The 16,952-nt window shown below is 55.1% G+C and carries 13 protein-coding genes and 6 pseudogenes; 11 read left to right on the top strand and 8 right to left on the bottom strand.

Going from position 1 to position 16,952, the window contains the following annotated elements:
• Positions 1-183: 183 nt before the first annotated feature.
• From H1Y61_RS24730 to istA, 3 genes and pseudogenes are all read right to left on the bottom strand, one after another.
• Positions 184-825 (bottom strand): hypothetical protein, encoded by a 642-nt coding sequence (locus H1Y61_RS24730; protein ID WP_156556206.1) that lies wholly within the window; start codon positions 823-825, stop codon positions 184-186.
• 133 nt (positions 826-958) lie between these two features.
• Complete coding sequence (istB, locus tag H1Y61_RS24725; RefSeq protein WP_180575608.1) at positions 959-1,753, bottom strand: IS21-like element helper ATPase IstB; 795 nt, start codon at positions 1,751-1,753, stop codon at positions 959-961.
• Positions 1,743-3,300 (bottom strand): annotated as a pseudogene (istA, locus tag H1Y61_RS24720) (IS21 family transposase). Before istA ends, istB begins: the two are co-directional and overlap by 11 nt.
• A gap of 100 nt (positions 3,301-3,400) precedes the next feature.
• Here istA and H1Y61_RS24715 point away from each other — a divergent pair.
• From H1Y61_RS24715 to H1Y61_RS24700, 4 genes and pseudogenes are all read left to right on the top strand, one after another.
• Entirely contained in the window at positions 3,401-4,060 is a 660-nt protein-coding gene (locus tag H1Y61_RS24715) for an aminotransferase class I/II-fold pyridoxal phosphate-dependent enzyme (protein WP_174113398.1), read from the top strand.
• 75 nt (positions 4,061-4,135) lie between these two features.
• Positions 4,136-5,554 carry a DHA2 family efflux MFS transporter permease subunit gene (locus tag H1Y61_RS24710; protein WP_174113397.1) on the top strand — a complete coding sequence of 473 codons (1,419 nt, stop codon included), beginning with the start codon at positions 4,136-4,138 and terminating at the stop codon, positions 5,552-5,554.
• 74 nt (positions 5,555-5,628) lie between these two features.
• A pseudogene (locus H1Y61_RS24705) lies at positions 5,629-5,808 on the top strand (haloacid dehalogenase type II); the annotation flags it as partial.
• Positions 5,809-5,829: 21 nt separating this feature from the next.
• Complete coding sequence (locus H1Y61_RS24700) at positions 5,830-6,621, top strand: aldolase (protein WP_180575607.1); 792 nt, start codon at positions 5,830-5,832, stop codon at positions 6,619-6,621.
• A gap of 109 nt (positions 6,622-6,730) precedes the next feature.
• On the opposite strand, the pseudogene H1Y61_RS24695 reads toward H1Y61_RS24700, so the two are convergent.
• Together H1Y61_RS24695 and H1Y61_RS24690 are read right to left on the bottom strand one after the other, a co-directional pair.
• Positions 6,731-7,869: pseudogene (locus H1Y61_RS24695) on the bottom strand (IS3 family transposase); the annotation flags it as partial.
• 57 nt (positions 7,870-7,926) lie between these two features.
• A pseudogene (locus H1Y61_RS24690) lies at positions 7,927-9,507 on the bottom strand (Tn3 family transposase); the annotation flags it as partial.
• Positions 9,508-9,570: 63 nt separating this feature from the next.
• On the opposite strand from H1Y61_RS24690, the gene H1Y61_RS24685 reads away from it, so the two are divergent.
• From H1Y61_RS24685 to H1Y61_RS26825, 4 genes are all read left to right on the top strand, one after another.
• On the top strand, positions 9,571-10,272 hold the full coding sequence (locus H1Y61_RS24685; protein ID WP_071202394.1) for an IS6 family transposase: 702 nt from the start codon (positions 9,571-9,573) through the stop codon (positions 10,270-10,272).
• Between the two features lie 399 nt (positions 10,273-10,671).
• Complete coding sequence (locus H1Y61_RS27145; RefSeq protein WP_156557658.1) at positions 10,672-11,292, top strand: BA14K family protein; 621 nt, start codon at positions 10,672-10,674, stop codon at positions 11,290-11,292.
• Positions 11,238-11,894, top strand: coding sequence for a hypothetical protein (locus H1Y61_RS24675; RefSeq protein ID WP_234627302.1), 657 nt, complete (start codon positions 11,238-11,240; stop codon positions 11,892-11,894). The genes H1Y61_RS27145 and H1Y61_RS24675 overlap by 55 nt, the downstream gene beginning before the upstream one ends.
• On the top strand, positions 11,834-12,217 hold the full coding sequence (locus H1Y61_RS26825) for a hypothetical protein (RefSeq protein WP_235681017.1): 384 nt from the start codon (positions 11,834-11,836) through the stop codon (positions 12,215-12,217). The genes H1Y61_RS24675 and H1Y61_RS26825 overlap by 61 nt, the downstream gene beginning before the upstream one ends.
• Here H1Y61_RS26825 and H1Y61_RS24670 read toward each other — a convergent pair.
• A pseudogene (locus H1Y61_RS24670) lies at positions 12,190-13,110 on the bottom strand (ISL3 family transposase); the annotation flags it as partial. The gene H1Y61_RS26825 and the pseudogene H1Y61_RS24670 sit on opposite strands and share 28 nt — an antisense overlap.
• Before the next feature lie 154 nt (positions 13,111-13,264).
• On the opposite strand from H1Y61_RS24670, the pseudogene H1Y61_RS27140 reads away from it, so the two are divergent.
• Positions 13,265-13,599: pseudogene (locus tag H1Y61_RS27140) on the top strand (ATP-binding protein); the annotation flags it as partial.
• Positions 13,600-13,758: 159 nt separating this feature from the next.
• Here the strand turns inward: H1Y61_RS27140 and H1Y61_RS24660 are convergent.
• Positions 13,759-13,932: an HU family DNA-binding protein gene (locus tag H1Y61_RS24660; RefSeq protein WP_156557661.1), complete on the bottom strand. Its 174-nt coding sequence runs from the start codon at positions 13,930-13,932 to the stop codon at positions 13,759-13,761.
• 107 nt (positions 13,933-14,039) lie between these two features.
• On the bottom strand, positions 14,040-14,351 hold the full coding sequence (locus H1Y61_RS24655; RefSeq protein ID WP_180575606.1) for a transposase: 312 nt from the start codon (positions 14,349-14,351) through the stop codon (positions 14,040-14,042).
• Between the two features lie 368 nt (positions 14,352-14,719).
• Between H1Y61_RS24655 and H1Y61_RS24650 the strand changes: the two genes are divergently transcribed.
• Positions 14,720-16,405 (top strand): Na/Pi cotransporter family protein, encoded by a 1,686-nt coding sequence (locus tag H1Y61_RS24650; protein WP_156557666.1) that lies wholly within the window; start codon positions 14,720-14,722, stop codon positions 16,403-16,405.
• A complete protein-coding gene (locus tag H1Y61_RS24645) occupies positions 16,398-16,934 on the top strand; it encodes an NUDIX hydrolase (RefSeq protein WP_012650492.1) in 537 nt (178 codons plus the stop codon). Before H1Y61_RS24650 ends, H1Y61_RS24645 begins: the two co-directional genes overlap by 8 nt.
• The last annotated feature ends 18 nt before the right edge of the window (positions 16,935-16,952 follow it).

Here is a 16,952-nt window from a genome sequence, read left to right as displayed (position 1 = left end):
CGAGCGGAACAGACATGGCGATGTCCGCATCGGAAACGCGCGCGCCTTCCATTAGGTTCGTAACCTCCTCTCGAGCCACAGCAATTTGCCCAGACAGGTCGTCATCAGCGACACCAGGACTCGCAGAAAACCCCAATATCGCCAACAAGGCTGAGAAAAGCCGAGCTTTCTTCACGGATCGCATCATAGGCCTCCTGTTTTAAGGGTTGCGTAGATGTAGAGTCCTTCAGGCATGGCCACAATTCTTGTCAGCTGCGCAACGACAGTTCCGGAATAGCCGGGTAGCCCTACGACCGCATTCAGACCTGTTGTCGAGAAGGGAATTTGCGTCACAGGCAACGAAAATGTTTGACTGTGTGAAAGCTGGATCGAGATGGCTCCGAGCGCGTCCTGTTTGTTGATTGCCTCAACAACCTTCGCCTGAGCAAGATCCCGAACCAACCCGGCTATGGTGAAGTCGATAAAGCGCCAGGAGAGCTTCGGCACAAGACTATTGATATGAACTCTGAGGCGCAACGTTTGACTGTCAAAGACCGGTTCGATCCGAGCAACCATGGATACGTCAGCACTCACTCCGGATTTGTTCGCGGTCGCTGATATCGTCAGCCCCGGAAATCCCGGCCGGAAGTCTGTCCGAACGCTTTTCAGAGTGAGAGTAACGTCGGGCGTCTCTGGCAATTTCAGTTTGGTTCCGTCAAAAGCCGAAAGAATGCCGTCGATCATGGCACGTGACAGGAAAGCTCGAGTGGCGAATGGATCAGGCGTGGCTTTTGGTGCCGCCAGCCACGGCTTGAACTCCGTTAACGCGTGCAGTTCGGCTATCATTTCGTTTTGCTGCTGTGATCGCAGCTCAGCGCCAGTGTCTTGTCTTATAAACGCCCTGACGTGTTGGTTTTCACGCGGAACTGAGCCGGTTTTTCCACCGAGAAGTGAGCCACCTCTGAGTATGGTTTTCTGATCAGGGTTTGGTCAAGGGATTGGCTTTTTCTCCTCTCTTGTGTGCTGCGGCAGCCGAGCTGGCTTTGAAGCGGAAGCTGTCGTTCCCGGTTTCCAGGATGTGGCAACGATGGGTCAAACGATCGAGCAGGGCGGTCGTCATCTTAGCGTCGCCGAAGACGGTTGCCCATTCGCTGAAGCTGAGGTTGGTGGTGATCACCACGCTGGTCCGCTCGTAGAGCTTGCTCAACAGGTGGAAGAGCAGCGCTCCACCTGACGCACTGAACGGAAGGTAGCCCAACTCGTCGAGGATGAGCAGATCGAGCCGGACCAAGGCCTCCGCGATCTGGCCTGCCTTGCCTTTGGCCTTCTCCTGTTCGAGAGCATTGACCAGTTCGATGGTCGAGAAGAAGCGGACCTTTCGGCGATGATGCTCGATGGCCTGGATTCCAAGAGCGGTCGCGACATGCGTTTTGCCAGTGCCAGGGCCACCGATAAGGACAACGTTCTGCGCCCCATCCATGAACTCGCATCGGTGCAGTTGGCGCACGGTGGCCTCGTTGATCTCGCTGGCGGCGAAGTCGAAGCCGGAGATGTCTTTGTACGCAGGAAAGCGGGCAGCCTTCATATGATAGGCGATGGAGCGGACCTCGCGCTCGGCCATCTCGGCCTTCAGCAACTGTGACAGGATGGGCACGGCCGCATCAAAGGCAGGAGCCCCTTGCTCGATAAGGTCCGTGACGGCTTGGGCCATGCCATACATCTTCAGGCTCCGTAGCATGATGACGATGGCAGCACTTGCGGGGTCATGACGCATGGCGGCCCCCTGCGATCCGGGCGCGTAGGCCATCATAGCGTTCGACATTGGCCTTGGGTTCGCGAGCCAAGATCAGCGCCTGTGGCGTATCAATGTCGGGACCATCGATTGTCTTGCCGTCGATCAGCCGATGCAGCAGGTTCAGCACATGCGTCTTGGTCGCCACCCCCGCATCCAAGGCCAGTTCCACAGCCCTGAGGACAACCTGTTCGTCGTGATGAAGGACAAGGGCAAGGATATCGGCCATCCCTTGCCCGGCAGGTGATGCAATCATCACCGAAAGGGTCACGATCACCGCCGGGGCGGCGAAGCATCTGATCTTGCAACTGTCTGAAGGCCAGCGGTAACTCCAGGAAGGGTGCACCATTGCGCAGGGCACCGGGTTTGCGCTGGATGACGGCAAGGTAATGTCGCCAGTCGTAAATCGTTCGCGGCGGCTTGTCGTGGCTGCGTTCAATGACACGCTCATGCTCGCAGAGGACATTGCCCTCGGCCGCAACGACCAGTCTCTCGGGATAAATCCGCAGGCTGACGGGCCGGTTCGCAAACGATGCAGGCACACTGTAGCGGTTCCGTTCGAAGGTGATCAGGCATGTCGGCGAGACGCGCTTGCTCTGCTCGACGAAGCCGTCAAACATGGCGGGGAGCGACATCACTGCTGCCCGCTCATCAGCCCAAACATCCGCGATCGTGCCTGACCAGGTGCCATGCGGCGTCTCCCGCCACAGGGCCTGGCAATGCTGTTCCAGCCAGTCGTTCAACGCCGCCAGATCTGGAAAGTCCGGCATCTGTTGCCATAGTCGTGGTCGGGCATCCTGGACGTTTTTCTCGACCTGACCCTTCTCCCAGCCTGCCGCTGGATTGCAGAACTCAGGCGCAAAGACGTAGTGGTTCGTCATCGCGAGGAAACGGATGTTGACCTGCCGTTCCTTGCCGCGGCCGACACGATCGACCGCCGTCTTCATGTTATCGTAGATGCCGCGACCAGGTACGCCGCCAAACGCCCGGAAGCCGTGCCAGTGGGCGTCGAAGAGCATCTCATGCGTCTGGAGCAGGTAGGCCCTGACCAGAAAGGCGCGGCTGTGCGACAGCTTGATGTGAGCGACCTGTAGCTTCGTGCGCTCGCCGCCAATGACGGCATAGTCTTCACTCCAATCGAACTGGAATGCTTCACCTGGGCGGAAAGATAGCGGAACGAATATGCCGCGGCCCGCTGTCTGCTGCTCAGCCCGCCACTCTCGGGCGAACGCCGCGACCCGGCCATAGGAGCCGGTAAAGCCGAGAGACACCAGATCCGCATGAAGCTGCTTCAGCGTTCGGCGCTGCTTGCGCGACCTCCCGGCCTCGGTCTTCAGCCAGCCAGCAAGTTTGTCGGCATAGGGATCAAGCTTGCTCGGTCGTTCCGGTACCGTGAACGTCGGCTCGATCGTACCAGCGCTCAAATACTTCGCGATCGTGTTGCGTGACAGCCCGGTGCGCCGGCTGATCTCGCGGATCGACTGCTTCTCGCGCAGCGCCATCCGACGGATGATGTTTAAAAGTCCCATGTGGATCACTCCGTTGCCCCCGTCGCTCACCGCGTTGGGGGGAAGGTTCACATGGCTCAATTCTCAATGGAAATTATGCGCCTAACCGGCTCAGTTCCGCGTGGAAACCAACACTAAGACGCGCATAGTCTTCGTGCCCACACCTCATAACCCTACAGGCGCGCTGCTCTCAGCGGACGAGATTATGATCCTCGTCAGAGAGGTTCCCTCCAACGTATTGTTGCTATGGGACGAGGCTTACTATGAGTTTGGCCGACACGCGGGCGGACCTGAAACGCTGCCGCTGTTCAAGTTACGTAAGGGGCCATGGTTCTGTACGCGAACATTTTCTAAGGCTTATGGGCTCGCAGGTATCCGGGTGGGCTATGGGATAGCAAGTTCCTCGGATATCGCCGGAGCTATTCGTCGGTGCCGACCAAACTACAGCGTTAATGCTGTAGCCTTGGCCGGAGCAGTTGCTGCGCTTAATGCCAGTGAGCACTCAGAAAACTTGCTTGCTCACATTGCAAGGGAACGTGATCGCTTAGTTAGCTTTTTGGAGCAGTTAGGATGCCAACCACTTAAGAGTTGTGCCAATTTTGTCGCTGTTAAAACCCCGGTCGCCGCTGACCATCTAGCGGCAGCGCTGGAGCGCTCTAACATCCACCTGATGTCATTTCATTGGGAGGGTACGAATGGTGCTTTGCGGATCACAATAGGTGATGCGGGAGCGACCGACGCAGTCAGCGTTGCCCTGAAGTTGGCGCTTCAGTCTTGCTGAAGCTCGCAACTTAGTTGTCTATGTTCTCTTTTTGTTCTATCTTCCCCCTCGAAGAGAAGCAGGAGGATTGACAGTATGCCCAACATGCACCCTCTAGAAGTCCAACCGATTCCGGAATTCGGTGCCGCTCCATCACTAATCGTGGGAGCAGCCCTATTCATGCAAATGCTTGATGGGACAGTTGTCGCTAGCGCGTTGCCCGCGATAGCGCGGAGTTTTGGTGAAAGCCCTGTGCGGTTAAATGCTATAATCACGATCTACCTACTCACGGCGGCCGCAACCATTCCTGTTAGCGGATGGCTCGCCGACAGATTTGGAGCTCGTAGCACCTTTATCTTTGCAATCTGCATTTTTACAATCAGCTCAGGAATATGTGGTTTAACTGACAGTTTCTACCAATTGCTTGCCGCAAGGTGTTTGCAGGGGTTCGGCGGTGCCATGATGGTGCCAGTAGGAAGGATAATCATCCTCCGAAACACTCCGAAGTCCCAGCTATTGAGAGCAATGTCATTACTCACGCTCCCAGCAATCATTGGGCCGATTATTGGCCCTATTATCGCAGGAGCCTTGATCACGTACGCGAGCTGGCGTTGGATTTTCATAATCAATATACCGATAGGATTTTTCGGAATTATACTCACGTTATTGTATATTAAGCATAACGCCAGACGGAAAGGTGTATCTTTTGATGCAAAAGGATTTGCCCTAACTGGGGTTGGCTTGCCGTTAATCATTGTAGGAATGTTTGGGGCAGCGAAAGGAGCGGCCGGCGCGGACATATATTACGCATCACTAATTGTAGGGATAGTGCTGTTGGCGTTATATGTTTACATTTTACCTAGAATATCAAATCCTATTCTGGATTTGCGTCTTTTCACAATATACTCATTCAATGCGGCGACGGTAGCTGGCGGACTTTGCAGAGCAGGATTTGGAGCATTGCCGTTCCTCTTGGCGTTGCTTTTGCAAATTGGATTCCACCTAAGCGCGATGGATGCGGGATTGATCTCCTTCACAAGCGCAATAGGCGCGTTAATGAGCAAACCGATTCTGCAGCATCTTATTAGAAAATTTGGAATAAAAAATATAATTATACTTATGTGTTGTCTGAATTTTCTAATTATTATATTATACGGCATGTTCAAACCTGGGATACCATACTATATTATAGTTTCTGGATTGGTATTTGGAGGATTTGTCCGATCCTGTTTATTCACCTCCCTGAATGCGCTCGCATACCTAGATATTTCTGACCACCAATCTTCCAAGGCCAGCGGTCTATCGAGCGTTATGCAGCAGGTTTTTACGGTGGTTGGGGTTGGCATCGCATCGCTGGTGCTGCAAATATTGATTACGAGAAGCGGAACCGCTAATATTACACCGGACCAGATCGGAACAACGTTTATTGTTATGGCAATTATATCCATAATTTCAATTTTCTGGTTCATAGGCCTACCACGAGACACGGGTTCTGAACTCAAGATAAACAAATAACTGCTTGTTTTTTCTTAGGAGTCTATCTGTTCTGGCATCGTAACGTTAACCGAACATCGAGCAAAATGTGGGATCTGGTGCATATCTGCGCTAGCCCGCATCTCGACCTTGCGGCGGCGAACGAACTCGGCTTTCGTGCGGTCTGGGTCGATCGCGGAACAGGCCGCAAGCCGATGGCAGACTACCGCCCGAATGCGATTGTACCGACGCTCGATAAGGTGCCAGCGGTGCTTTCTGCCGCAGGTGGGATGTGACAGATTGCTGAGGAGGCCGACATGGCACATGAACTGAGTGTTTCTAAAGGGCAGCCAGCTCTGTTGCGCAATGTTTCACTGGAAACGGACGAGATATGGCAAGCGAGGGTGGATCTTGCCGCCTGCCTTAGAACGGCGGCGCGCCTCGGTCTCGAGGAAGGCATCTGCAATCATTTTTCTGCGCTTGTACCGGGACATCCAGACCTCTTCATCGTCAACCGCATGGGCTGGGCCTTTCAGGAGGCAACGGCATCCTCCCTGCTGATCTGCGATTTCGAGGGCAACGTGGTTGCCGGCGACGGAGTGCCGGAGGCGACTGCATTCTTCATCCATGCGCGCCTGCACAAGATGGCGCCGCGCGTGGGAGCCGCCTTTCATACCCACATGCCGAATGCGACTGCCCTTAGTATGGTGGAAGGCGAACCACTGGTCTGGGCCGGCCAGACCGCTCTCAAATTTTATGGCCGCGTCGCCGTCGACGAAAACTACAATGGCCTTGCCCTAGATGAAAGCGAAGGTGACAGGATTGCCTCCGCGCTGGGAGACAAGGATATCCTGTTCATGAAAAACCACGGCGTGATGATCGGTGCACCGAACATTGCCGAGGCATGGGACGATCTTTACTATCTCGAACGCGCTGCAGAGGTTCAGCTAAAGGCAATGAGTACGGGTCGCACATTGCTGCCGGTCTCGCCCGAGATCGCCGCGCAAACGGCAAGGCAGATGCGGGAAGGGGACCCGGAGAGTGCCAGAATGCATCTGGAAAGCCTGCGCCGTGTCCTCGATAGGCGCGACCCTGGTCACAGCGTCTGATCTTTATGCGGACACGGGATGGAACGCCGGAACATTGTCCGTCGTCGAATGATTTGAGACGTTTTGGGCTTTGGAAGATTGGAGTTTCCGGCTCAGTCTGCGGGTTGATTTAAGCCGCTTTGGCTTGGTGGTTCAAGCGGCGTTGTTTGATGGTGTGTCGTTTGATCCTTTCGCGTTCGAGCAGGATTGTCTGGCCGCGCCCGAAGTAGACGTCGGCTGGGGTGAGATTGTCGAGGCTCTCGTGGTATCGCCGGTGATTGTAATGCTCCACGAAGGCCGCGATCTGGGCTTCGAGGTCTTCCTTGAAGAAGTAGTTTTCCAGCAAAATGCGGTTCTTCAACATCTGATGCCAGCGTTCGATTTTCCCTTGTGTCTGCGGATGGCCGGGAGCGCCGTGAACCTGGTCGATCTTGTATGTCTCCAGCCATTCACCGAGATCGGAAGCGACGTAACACAGGCCGTTGTCGGACAGCAGGCGCGGCCGGTGTTCGACCTTGACCTTGTCGCAGCCTGAGGCGGCCAGCGCCAGGTCGAGCGTGTCGGTGACATCATCAACTTTCATGCTGGTGCACAGCTTCCAGGCGATGATATAGCGGGAGTAATCGTCGAGAATGGTCGACAGGTAAAACCATCCCCAGCCGATGACCTTCAGGTAGGTGAAGTCGGTTTGCCACATCTCGTTCGGTCGGGTGGTCTTGTCCTTGAATTCGTTATTGGCCTTGATGACGATATAGGCTGGTGACGTGATCAGGTCCTGGGCCTTGAGCAGGCGGTAGACCGAAGCCTCTGACACGAAATAGCTTTCCGTGTCAGTGAACTTCACCGCCAGCGCGCGCGGCGACAGATCGGCATGATCGAGCGCCATGGTGGTGATGCGATCCCTGATATTGTCAGGAATGCGGTTCCATACCCGTGACGGCGCGGATGTCCTGTCTTCCAGCCCCTCGACGCCATGGGTCAGGAAACGATCATACCAGCGGTAAAAGGTTGGCCTGGGAATGCCGAGCTTTTCGAGTGTATGCCTGGCCGACAGATGCGACCGCTCTACCAGCCGGATGATCTCAAGCTTTTCGGTGGCGGGATATCTCATTCCTCGTCGCCCCCATGCCCGATCATGCTTTTTTTGAGCAGGCGGTTTTCCAGGGTGAGGTCGGCCAGCGCTTCCTTCAGGTCACGGCTCTCACGGCGCAGCGCCTTCACCTCGTCACTGGTCGCCGCACGGGTGGTGTCACCGGCAAGCCGCTTCTTGGGGTTAGAGCAAGAACTGCTCAAAATCATACGCTAGCCGTGAACAAACAATGAACTTCAGGCTGCCCGCGCTATAGCGGTTGAAGTTCTCAGCGGCCTGAAACCACTATCCGCGAAGCTTGGCGGCTCGTCCCATGTATAGATACCTGTCAAATTGATATGTTCCCAACTCAACGGTGAAACATGCTTGAGCATATCATTCGGAATGATGCGGCGTTTCTGACGCAGGTGCTGCACAGCTCGGCTGAGATAAATGGTGTTCCAGTGGACGATTGCGCTGACGACGAGATTGAGGCCGGACGCCCGAAACGCCTGACTTTCAAACGAACGGTCACGAATTTCACCACGCTCGTGGAAAAAGACGGCCCGCTTGAGTTTGTGGGCAGCCTCACCCTTGTTCAATCCCGCTTGACAACGCCGCCGTAACGCCGGGCCGGAATACCATTCAATCATGAATAGCGACCGCTCAAGCCGCCCCAGCTCTCGCAGTGCCTTCGCGAGCTGGCTCGGGTTGGGCGAGGCCGCTAGTTTTTTCAGAATTACCGAGGGAGCAACCATCTTCATTTTAATCGAAGCGGCCAAATGCAGTAGATCGTCCCAATGGGCCAGAATCAGATCGCCGTTAATTGGCGCACCAATATGGCCCTCAAGTCCTGAATAGATGTCCGGTTTCTCAAACGTATGGAATTTCCGATCGTTAAGATTGCGCAGTCGAGGCGAGAACCGTTTATCGAGCAGGGCGAACAACGCAAAGACGTTGTCGCTGGCACCACCGGTATCGGTAAAATGCTCTTTAATCTCGAGTGCCGCCTCATGATCGAACAGGCCGTCGAGTACATAGGCTGCCTCGCTTTCAGTTGGACTGATCGGCAGGATGCTGAAATAACCATACTGGTCGGAGAGATGGCTGTAGAACTTGATGCCGGGCTCGCTACCATAGTGCAGGTTAATATCGGCGCGCTTCGCGGCACGGTCACTCGCTCGGAAGAATTGGCCATCAGACGATGCCGTCGCACCATTACCCCATAGCTGAGCGTGGGGATGGCGGGAATGGGCATCGGAAATACAGGCCTGGGCTGTTCGATACGTTTCAGCACGCGCATGAAACATCCGCATCCAGCTGATCTGATGAGCGCTGATTCCCTTCGACGCTATCGCCATCCGTTTGGGCCCGAGATTGGTGCCATCGGCGAGAACGCCGGCCAACATCGCTGAACTATTACGCGGAGGATCGCCGGTGCGCACATGCGTAAATTGATCGGCAAACCTGGTCCATTCATGAACCTCTTTGAGTAAATCCGGAACTTCGACGAGTGGATACATACCGCTCAATTCCCAATTCAATTCTTCTGCCTCTGCGGGTATTTCGCTCGAGAGAGGTGTGACGAGCAACTTGCCGTGTTCTAGGCGGACACCGTCAAGTTTTCCGTTTCGGGCACGATAGGCGAGCTGCTGGAGATTGAAGTCGAGAGCTTGGGCCGCCTCAGAAAGGTAGGCAGCGCCATCGCTCTGGACGCCAAGTCCAAGGTCACCGTCTTCCTTAAGTGTTCTAAATGCTGGCATTGGCATTAGGAGTTCATCCATGGGCCGATATGATTTACTACCTTCTACCCAGACGTCCGCGGAACGTAATCGGTCTGGTGTTGTCACGTTAATCGGCTCACAGTTGGCTGCGTTTCGGGTTGGTCGTAGATTTCGACGATGCAAACATCCGATATCAGTTTCAAGCGTCACCGTTTTCCTGCGCAAATCATTGCTCATGCAGTCTGGCTTTACCTGCGGTTTAATCTGAGCCTGCGTGAAGTTGAGGAAATGCTTCTTGAGCGTGGTGTCGACGTTTCTTATGAGACGGTCCGCCGCTGGGTCGCCAAGTTCGGACCCCAGATTGCTCGCAATTTGCGGCGGCGACAGCCGCGCCCAGGCGATGTTTGGCATCTGGACGAAGCCGTTGTGAAATGTGCTGGAGAGAAGTTCTGGCTTTGGCGTGCGGTCGATCAGCATGGCACTGTTCTTGAAGAAATCTTGCAGAAGCGACGCAACAAAAAGGCGGCCAAGCGCCTGCTGGTGGCGTTGATGAAACGCTATTGCTTTGTTCCCAAACGTATCATCACTGATAAATTGCGCTCCTACGGCGCAGCAAAGGCGGACGTGGCACCCCGCCTCGTTCATTGGTCACACAAAGGCCTCAACAATCGGGCTGAAAACAGTCACCTGCCGTTTCGAAAAAGGGAACGAACCATGCAGGGCCACCGATCAACGGGAGCATTGCAACGGTTCGTCTCCATGCACTCCGCTACCCGGAATTGCTTTTCAGTTCCATCCCGCCGCCGAGCCGCACAAACAATTCGCTACCATCGCCTCGAAGCTTTCGACGCATGGAAAATTGCGGCTTGCATCCCCTGAAAATCCGAGAACCTCAACCCATTCTCGGCATGGGAAACTTAACGTGACAACACCGTTCGCCTTTCCGGGATAACCGGTGAAGTGCCAGCAGGACAGTCCGTGTTTGGATATGCGGACCCCGCAACGATGCTTGGCGCATCAACCACATTCCTCGCCGGCGTCTTCGCACTGCGCGTGGCGATGAAGTCTGTGGTCTGGGACCCTAACTTCGAATGTTCGAAGGCCTCAAGTGCGTTCGTGATGGCTCGCAAGAGAACGGTGGGCGTGGCGGGAAACACGACGGCAAGTCGCACTTCATCCTTGAACCCACCACGGTAACCATGGCTATTGCATAATTCGTCCGCTTGGAACTCTTATGCTTGTCGCGCATTTGTGCACTGCAACCGCGGAGCCTTTGTGATGAAGTCGATACTCTCAAGCCTAGTTTTATCCGCCTGCTGCGTGCCTCTTGTCATGGGAGCGGCTCAGGTGGCCGCGGCGTTCAATGCTACCGCCACCAGTCATAAGTTTGCGAACCTCAATGCCCCGCTTTGGACGAATACGCCTATACAGATAGACCGTACCAATCAGCCTTATGAGCGGCTGCCTGCGATCTTGGCCGCGTCGACTGAAACGATAGGGGCTTCTCAGAGCAAAACGGACCAAGTTGCCGAGGCACGGCCATCAACGACGCCGGATGACCGGCAGACCGCAATGGCTGCCATAGAGCATGCACGCGTTGCCCGGTGCCAGAATCGTTACACCTCCTATCGTGCTGAAGACGACACCTATCAGCCGTTCGGCGGCGGGCCGCGGCACGCCTGCGAGGCTCCTCAATCGTTGACCGGGGGAGCGCTCGCTGAGACGTCCCGCCCGCAAGTGACGAATGATCTGGGCGAGGCACATGTTCGTTGGTGCTCCGACCACTTCAGCTCTTACCAGGCTGCCGACAATTCCTACAGGGCCTTTAGCGGCGCTCGGCGGCAGTGCGCATCGCCGTTCGCTGGAACGCGCTCGAACAGTCTTCACGCGTCTATGTAAGGCCGCCTGGGAACGACTTCGGTGTTTCAGGTGTTGGTTATGTGATGGTCAGCGAAGGAACCGCGACCCAAACCCTGCGGCAATGGGAAAAGATTGCCGCCCGTATCGTCCATGTCGGTGGCACCAACGTCATCACCGGTGGCCCGTTATGCTATTCGCCGGAGGCGACAGAAGCCCTGTTCGAGGGGCTCAGGGAAATGATCGGCAAGAAGCGACCCCGCAAGACACTGATCCTCGACGACGACACTCTACGCCTGGCAGCGCCTCTCTTCACCCATGCATGGTTGTTCGACACCTTGCCCAGGGTGCTTGGCGCGGTTCAGCCGCTCGTCTGCAACAGCGATGGCGACGACATCGTGTTTCATGATTTGGGTTTCCCCCTCGAAACCGGCATCACCGACAAAGACATCGCCGATCGCTTCGCCGGAGAATGGACGACATACGCCAGGAAAATCGACAGTTCTGGAACTGGCTCGGTCGCCCGCCGGCCAAGGGAGACGGCCGGCCCGGTCACCCAGATGCGCTTGTCGCCGGCGTCACCATGGAAGACGGTACGCCCGTCCTTGGGACCCTCGAAATCAAAGGCCGCTTTCTCGTCCTGATGGTCAACTCTGCCGAGCGGGCGCAAAGAGGTGTCGAACTCGTGCAAAATATACTCGGCAAAATGGTACGTACGCCGCTCACCAGTATCCAGACCATCGAACAGTCCAGAGAAGCCTACGCTGGCCGCAGGCCATCCTCCAGCGATATTCCGCTCGACGTTGCAACGCCGCTCGTTCACGCCATGCTCGACAAGCAGTACTGCGCCACACTCGACAAACCCGTCGGCATCGTTCGGAATATTGACCCCTTATCGGCGTCCAATATTGGGTCTGACACATTTGATGACTACTTCTTTCACATCGCGCCGATCAATCGAGCCTGAAGAAGATCCAATTTGGCACGTCCATACATCTGCCTTTTAACGAGCTTCAGCTTGGTGATCTGCCCTTCAACCTGACCGTTCGACCATGGTTCTGTGATGGCTGCACACACTGCTGCCTTGTCTTTCAGGATCCCGTTTGCAAAGGAGGCGAACACACTGTCGCCTGCATCAGCGATCCACCGATCGAGTTCCGTCTTGGCCTTTCTTCGGATCATTGTTTGGAACCGATTCAATAGTTTACGGGCTTGAACTAAGGCGGGAACACCGGCTTCCATGGCCGCAATGATAATTGTAGCCGCTTTGCTCAAATGATCGCGAGCAGTCGTCATCAATCGGGCAATCGTTCTCGCAGATGGCACCTTTTGCAGTTGCCGATCGCAGATCTGCTCGGACCGCCGTCGCCTTTCTGCCCACTCTCCGACCACACGAGAACAACCACGAAAGCCTCTGCATTTTAGCTGCCGCCAAAGTTCAGCGCCGTTGCGCTGCCCGGACGTCCATAGTTGATCTAACAGAGGAAGATGAGCCTCAAGGGAACTTTGTCTGACACGGAACACATCAGATCTGTGGCCACGGACAATCTGGCGCACGGTTCCACGGCTGTAGCCGGTTCATCGAACGATTTCCTTTATCGGAACGCCGGCGGCGGCGAGCTTGTTAATCGTCGTATTCACGTCCTCGCGCCTCAGATAACTGTCATATTGCAGCCGTTCAGCGCAGGTGAGTAGTTTAGGGTCGATCGTCGTAGCGCCAATTGCAGCACGGATTGCTCGCATGGATTTGGGCACGACGTCGACGAACGCCGCGCTGGCGTTCTCCATTAAATGCCAACGATCTGCGACCTGAACTGCATGGGGTAAAGCCCTTGCGGCAGCTTCACGATAGCCGTCTCCACCCGTGCTGTCGAGATCAGCGGATTGAATTGCAAAATTATCAGAGCCCTCATCAAAACCTACAAGGCACTACGACATTCCGACGAATCCGCCGCCGTCGGCGAGCATGCCAATCTCGCGGCCGAAGCTACTTTCACTAAGGAGACAATCAACGATGCTGACCAATCCTACGATCGACATGCTACGCCAAATGGGGCTTTCCGGCATGGCCACAGCCTTCCAGGAACTCGAGTTAAAGCCGGAGGCGAGAAGCCTGCAGCACGGCGAATGGCTGACGCTCCTGCTTGAAAGGGAGGCGACGACGCGCAGCCAGAAGCGCTTCGAGGCAGAGCCCGTGCTGCCAGGTTGCGTCATGACGCTCAAGTTGAGAACGTCGATTTCCGTGCAACGCGCGGTCTCGACCGCAACCTCTTTCTCAAGCTTTCCTCCTGCGACTGGATCAGGCAACGCCACAGCCTACTGCTGATCGGGCCGTCCGGTGTTGGCAAGGACTGACCTCCTCATTCTCGACGATTGGGGACCTGAGAAGTCCCGGCAGCTTCAAACCGGACCGTTACCAGTCCCGCATGTGCCGGTAGGCTACTGATGACGGAACATCAGGGTTGTCCCGGAGTATAAATCCTGTACAAACAATTACTTAGGCGACTTTCACGTCGCACGGACCTTGAATTTCCTAAAACCGTTCAACGAAACTTCCTCGCCTTTTGACGCTGCTTGCGAAATGCCTTTCAAGACATCTTCGACAATGGTTTTGGCCTGGGTTTTCGTCAGCCCGTGTCCTACGGCAAGGCTTTCAGCCAGATCGTTTGTACTAATAGCCATTTGTTATCCTCCCTCGTTGATTCGACGGTGCATGGTATCGCATTCACGCACCGCCGTTGTAACCGAATATTTTGTGGAGCGTTCCTAGGCAGTGTGGACGGATTTGATCAAGATGAAGCCTGCGGCGATTGCGACGATGGAGGAGAAATTTTGTTTGGTCTCCTCGCATCGTAGCGCAACGCGCTTGAAGCGCTTGAGTTTTCCGATTGCTTGCTCAATCGGGAAAAGCGCTTCCAGACACTGTTCCAATGTCCATAGCGCTCCGGCAGACCGCGCCAGGTGATATTGTTGACGGAGAAATAGTGCAGGGCCTCCAAAAACAGCCGGTCATCTCGACCCTTGTCGCCCCGCCGCGGAAGCGAGGCGCGGAAAACCTCAAGCGCGACCGTCCAGTCCGCTTCTGTCATCTTCGTCAGCATCGCCGATCTCCTCTGAAACCGGCAACCCATGAATCATTCAAATACTGATTTGGGAATCGCAGAAATTAAACTTGCGGCAATCTGTCCACACCGCCTAGTGGAACTATCATCTTCACGAATCCCAGATTGGGGGCTTAGATTACGTTGATTGTTGCGTTCTCATTGCGTTATTCCATGTTATCAAACGCATTTGTCCGTCCTCAAAATTGCCCGTTATCCATCTGCTTGTAAACATGCATGGATATGACACTTTTGTGACAATGTGACTTGCAATGTTGCTCATAGTGGGAAACCATAGTCGGCTAATCAGATAGGGTGATTTGCAGCTGTCTGCTGATCGAGTTTCCTCCTGCAATCTGAGGACTAACATGGCACTTATTGGCGGGCTCATCGCCCTCGCCGGACATATTGCCCTTCTCCTGTGGGGTACGCGGATGGTCCAAACAGGGATACAGCGCGCGTTCGGGCCAAATTTGAAGTCAGTCCTTGGTCACGCACTGAGTAATCGAGTAAAGGCGTTTCTTGCTGGCGTAGGTGTGACCGCGGTTCTACAAAGCAGCACAGCCACGGGCCTTATGGCTTCAGGGTTTGCGGCCGGTGGTCTTGTCGATCTGGTCCCAGGCCTGGCCATAATGCTTGGAGCGAATGTCGGGACGACGTTGATCGTGCAAGTTTTGTCTTTCGATGTTGCTGCAGTTTCGCCTGCTCTAATCCTGGTCGGCGTCTTGATGTTTCGCAGGGTAGCAAACCCGCAGGTTCATGATCTTGGCCGGGTCTTCATTGGTCTCGGGTTCATGCTACTGGCGCTCCACCAACTCCTCGTTCTGATGACTGGGTATGAAGGCTCGAGAATCCTTGTCAGCATCCTGGAAAACATTTCCTCCACGCCAGTCCTCTGTGTCCTCTTGGCGGCGATTGTAACCTGGGCAGCGCATTCAAGCGTCGCGGTCGTGCTTCTCATCGTATCGCTGGCGAGCAGGGGACTGATCGACCCGTACCAGGCATTTGCCCTTGTGCTCGGAGCAAATCTGGGAACGGCAATCAATCTAGTCATCGAAGGTCATTCAGGCCCGGATCTTTCGGTAAAGCGCCTTCCGATCAGTAACCTGATCACACGAATTTTCGGGGTCATCGCAGCCTTAATGCTCCTACAACCCATTACTGATCTCTCGGACCGGCTTTCACACGACACCGCCAGAGCAGTCGCTGACTTTCACACAGCCTTCAATTTGGTGCTGGCATTCGTCTTCATGCCATTTCTACGGCCTTATGCTGATCTGATCACTCGGCTATTGCCGCGCGGACTGAACCAAGCGGATTCGGCTCAACCAAAATATCTCGATCCAGCCGCTAAAGAGACGCCTGTAGTGGCCTTAGGTGCCGGTGCACGGGAAGCGCTTCGCCTCGTGGATGTTTTGACGGAAATGTTGAAGGGCGCGAAGGCGGCCATATCCAGCACGGATAGGAAGTCGTTGGCCGGGTTGCGTGCGATGAACAATGTTATCGAACGCCTTAACCTCGCACTTAAGGCCTATCTGACATCCATTGATCCCGAAGAGCTTGGTGAAGCCGATACGCGGCGGTTAAACGAAATCCTCCTGTTTTCCATGAATATGGAGCATGCGGGTGATGTTTTTAATGAAAACCTATTGCCTCATCTCGCCAAACGCATCCGCCGGGGATTGAACTTCTCAAAAGAAGGCCAGCGCGAGCTCAACCACCTCTTTGACCGACTCCTAACCAATCTTCAGACGGCTGCCGGCCTTTTCATGACGCAGGACGAGCGCGCAGCAAGGCTTCTAGCAAACGAGAAAGTGATCTTTCGTAGGGCCGAGCGAGAAGGGACCGACGCTCACTTTGAGCGACTGCGTAGCGGCGGCATCGATACGGCCGAGACAAGCTCGCTTCATCTTGACCTGTTAAGAGACTTCAAGCAGATCAATTCGCATTTGGTTGCTGCCGCCGCTTATCCCGTCCTGGAAGGGAAGGGGCAGCTTCTACAAAGTCGGACGGCGGGGCCGGATGGAAAGACACGTTGGGATGCCAATGTCTAAAAAGAGGCCGAAAACATATCTCGGGAAGTTGGCTGAGGAAGCCGAAAAGCTGTTCTCTGGACGAGCAATCGAGCAGTACGCCGCGATTTGCTATCGGCGTCATCCGGTGTCCGCAGAAGTCGAAGTACTGTTGATTTCTGCGCGAGACAGCGGTCGTTGGATCATTCCAAAAGGTTGGCCGATTGAGCAGAAGCTTCCCCATCAGGTCGCGGAGCGGGAAGCTTGGGAAGAGGCCGGCATAAAGGGCAAGGCTAAAAAGCGAGCCTTTGGTTATTACACCTATCTCAAAACATTGGAGGGCGGTGACAAGGTGCCGTCCGTCGTCCAAGTCCATCTGCTTAAGGTTGGTTCGATCGCGAACAACTTTCCGGAGCAAGGTCAGAGAGTTGCTGTCTGGCTTTCGCCTCACGACGCTGCCTTAAGGATCAGGGAGCCTGAGCTACGAAGTATGCTGGGATGCGTGGCTGCCAAATTGAATAAGCCAGGGAAGGTCAGGGAGGCTTCGCTTATTGGTGCTTTGGTTGAATGAAGCCGGTTGGCGCTGCCA

This window comes from Agrobacterium vitis, from assembly GCF_013426735.1.
GTDB classification, from domain to species: Bacteria; Pseudomonadota; Alphaproteobacteria; order Rhizobiales; family Rhizobiaceae; genus Allorhizobium; species Allorhizobium vitis_D.
The sequence above is the reverse complement of the archived record's forward strand: the minus strand, read 5'-3'. Positions and strand labels throughout refer to the sequence as shown.

What these genes read in the sequence shown, in the direction of transcription:
- H1Y61_RS24730 (WP_156556206.1), bottom strand. Translation starts at nt 825, where the DNA reads ATGATAGCCGAACTGCACGCGTTAACGGAGTTCAAGCCGTGGCTGGCG.
- istB (WP_180575608.1), bottom strand. Translation starts at nt 1,753, where the DNA reads ATGCGTCATGACCCCGCAAGTGCTGCCATCGTCATCATGCTACGGAGC.
- H1Y61_RS24710 (WP_174113397.1), top strand. Translation starts at nt 4,136, where the DNA reads ATGCCCAACATGCACCCTCTAGAAGTCCAACCGATTCCGGAATTCGGT.
- H1Y61_RS24700 (WP_180575607.1), top strand. Translation starts at nt 5,830, where the DNA reads ATGGCACATGAACTGAGTGTTTCTAAAGGGCAGCCAGCTCTGTTGCGC.
- H1Y61_RS24685 (WP_071202394.1), top strand. Translation starts at nt 9,571, where the DNA reads ATGCAAACATCCGATATCAGTTTCAAGCGTCACCGTTTTCCTGCGCAA.
- H1Y61_RS27145 (WP_156557658.1), top strand. Translation starts at nt 10,672, where the DNA reads ATGAAGTCGATACTCTCAAGCCTAGTTTTATCCGCCTGCTGCGTGCCT.
- H1Y61_RS26825 (WP_235681017.1), top strand. Translation starts at nt 11,834, where the DNA reads ATGGAAGACGGTACGCCCGTCCTTGGGACCCTCGAAATCAAAGGCCGC.
- H1Y61_RS24660 (WP_156557661.1), bottom strand. Translation starts at nt 13,932, where the DNA reads ATGGCTATTAGTACAAACGATCTGGCTGAAAGCCTTGCCGTAGGACAC.
- H1Y61_RS24655 (WP_180575606.1), bottom strand. Translation starts at nt 14,351, where the DNA reads ATGCTGACGAAGATGACAGAAGCGGACTGGACGGTCGCGCTTGAGGTT.
- H1Y61_RS24650 (WP_156557666.1), top strand. Translation starts at nt 14,720, where the DNA reads ATGGCACTTATTGGCGGGCTCATCGCCCTCGCCGGACATATTGCCCTT.
- H1Y61_RS24645 (WP_012650492.1), top strand. Translation starts at nt 16,398, where the DNA reads ATGTCTAAAAAGAGGCCGAAAACATATCTCGGGAAGTTGGCTGAGGAA.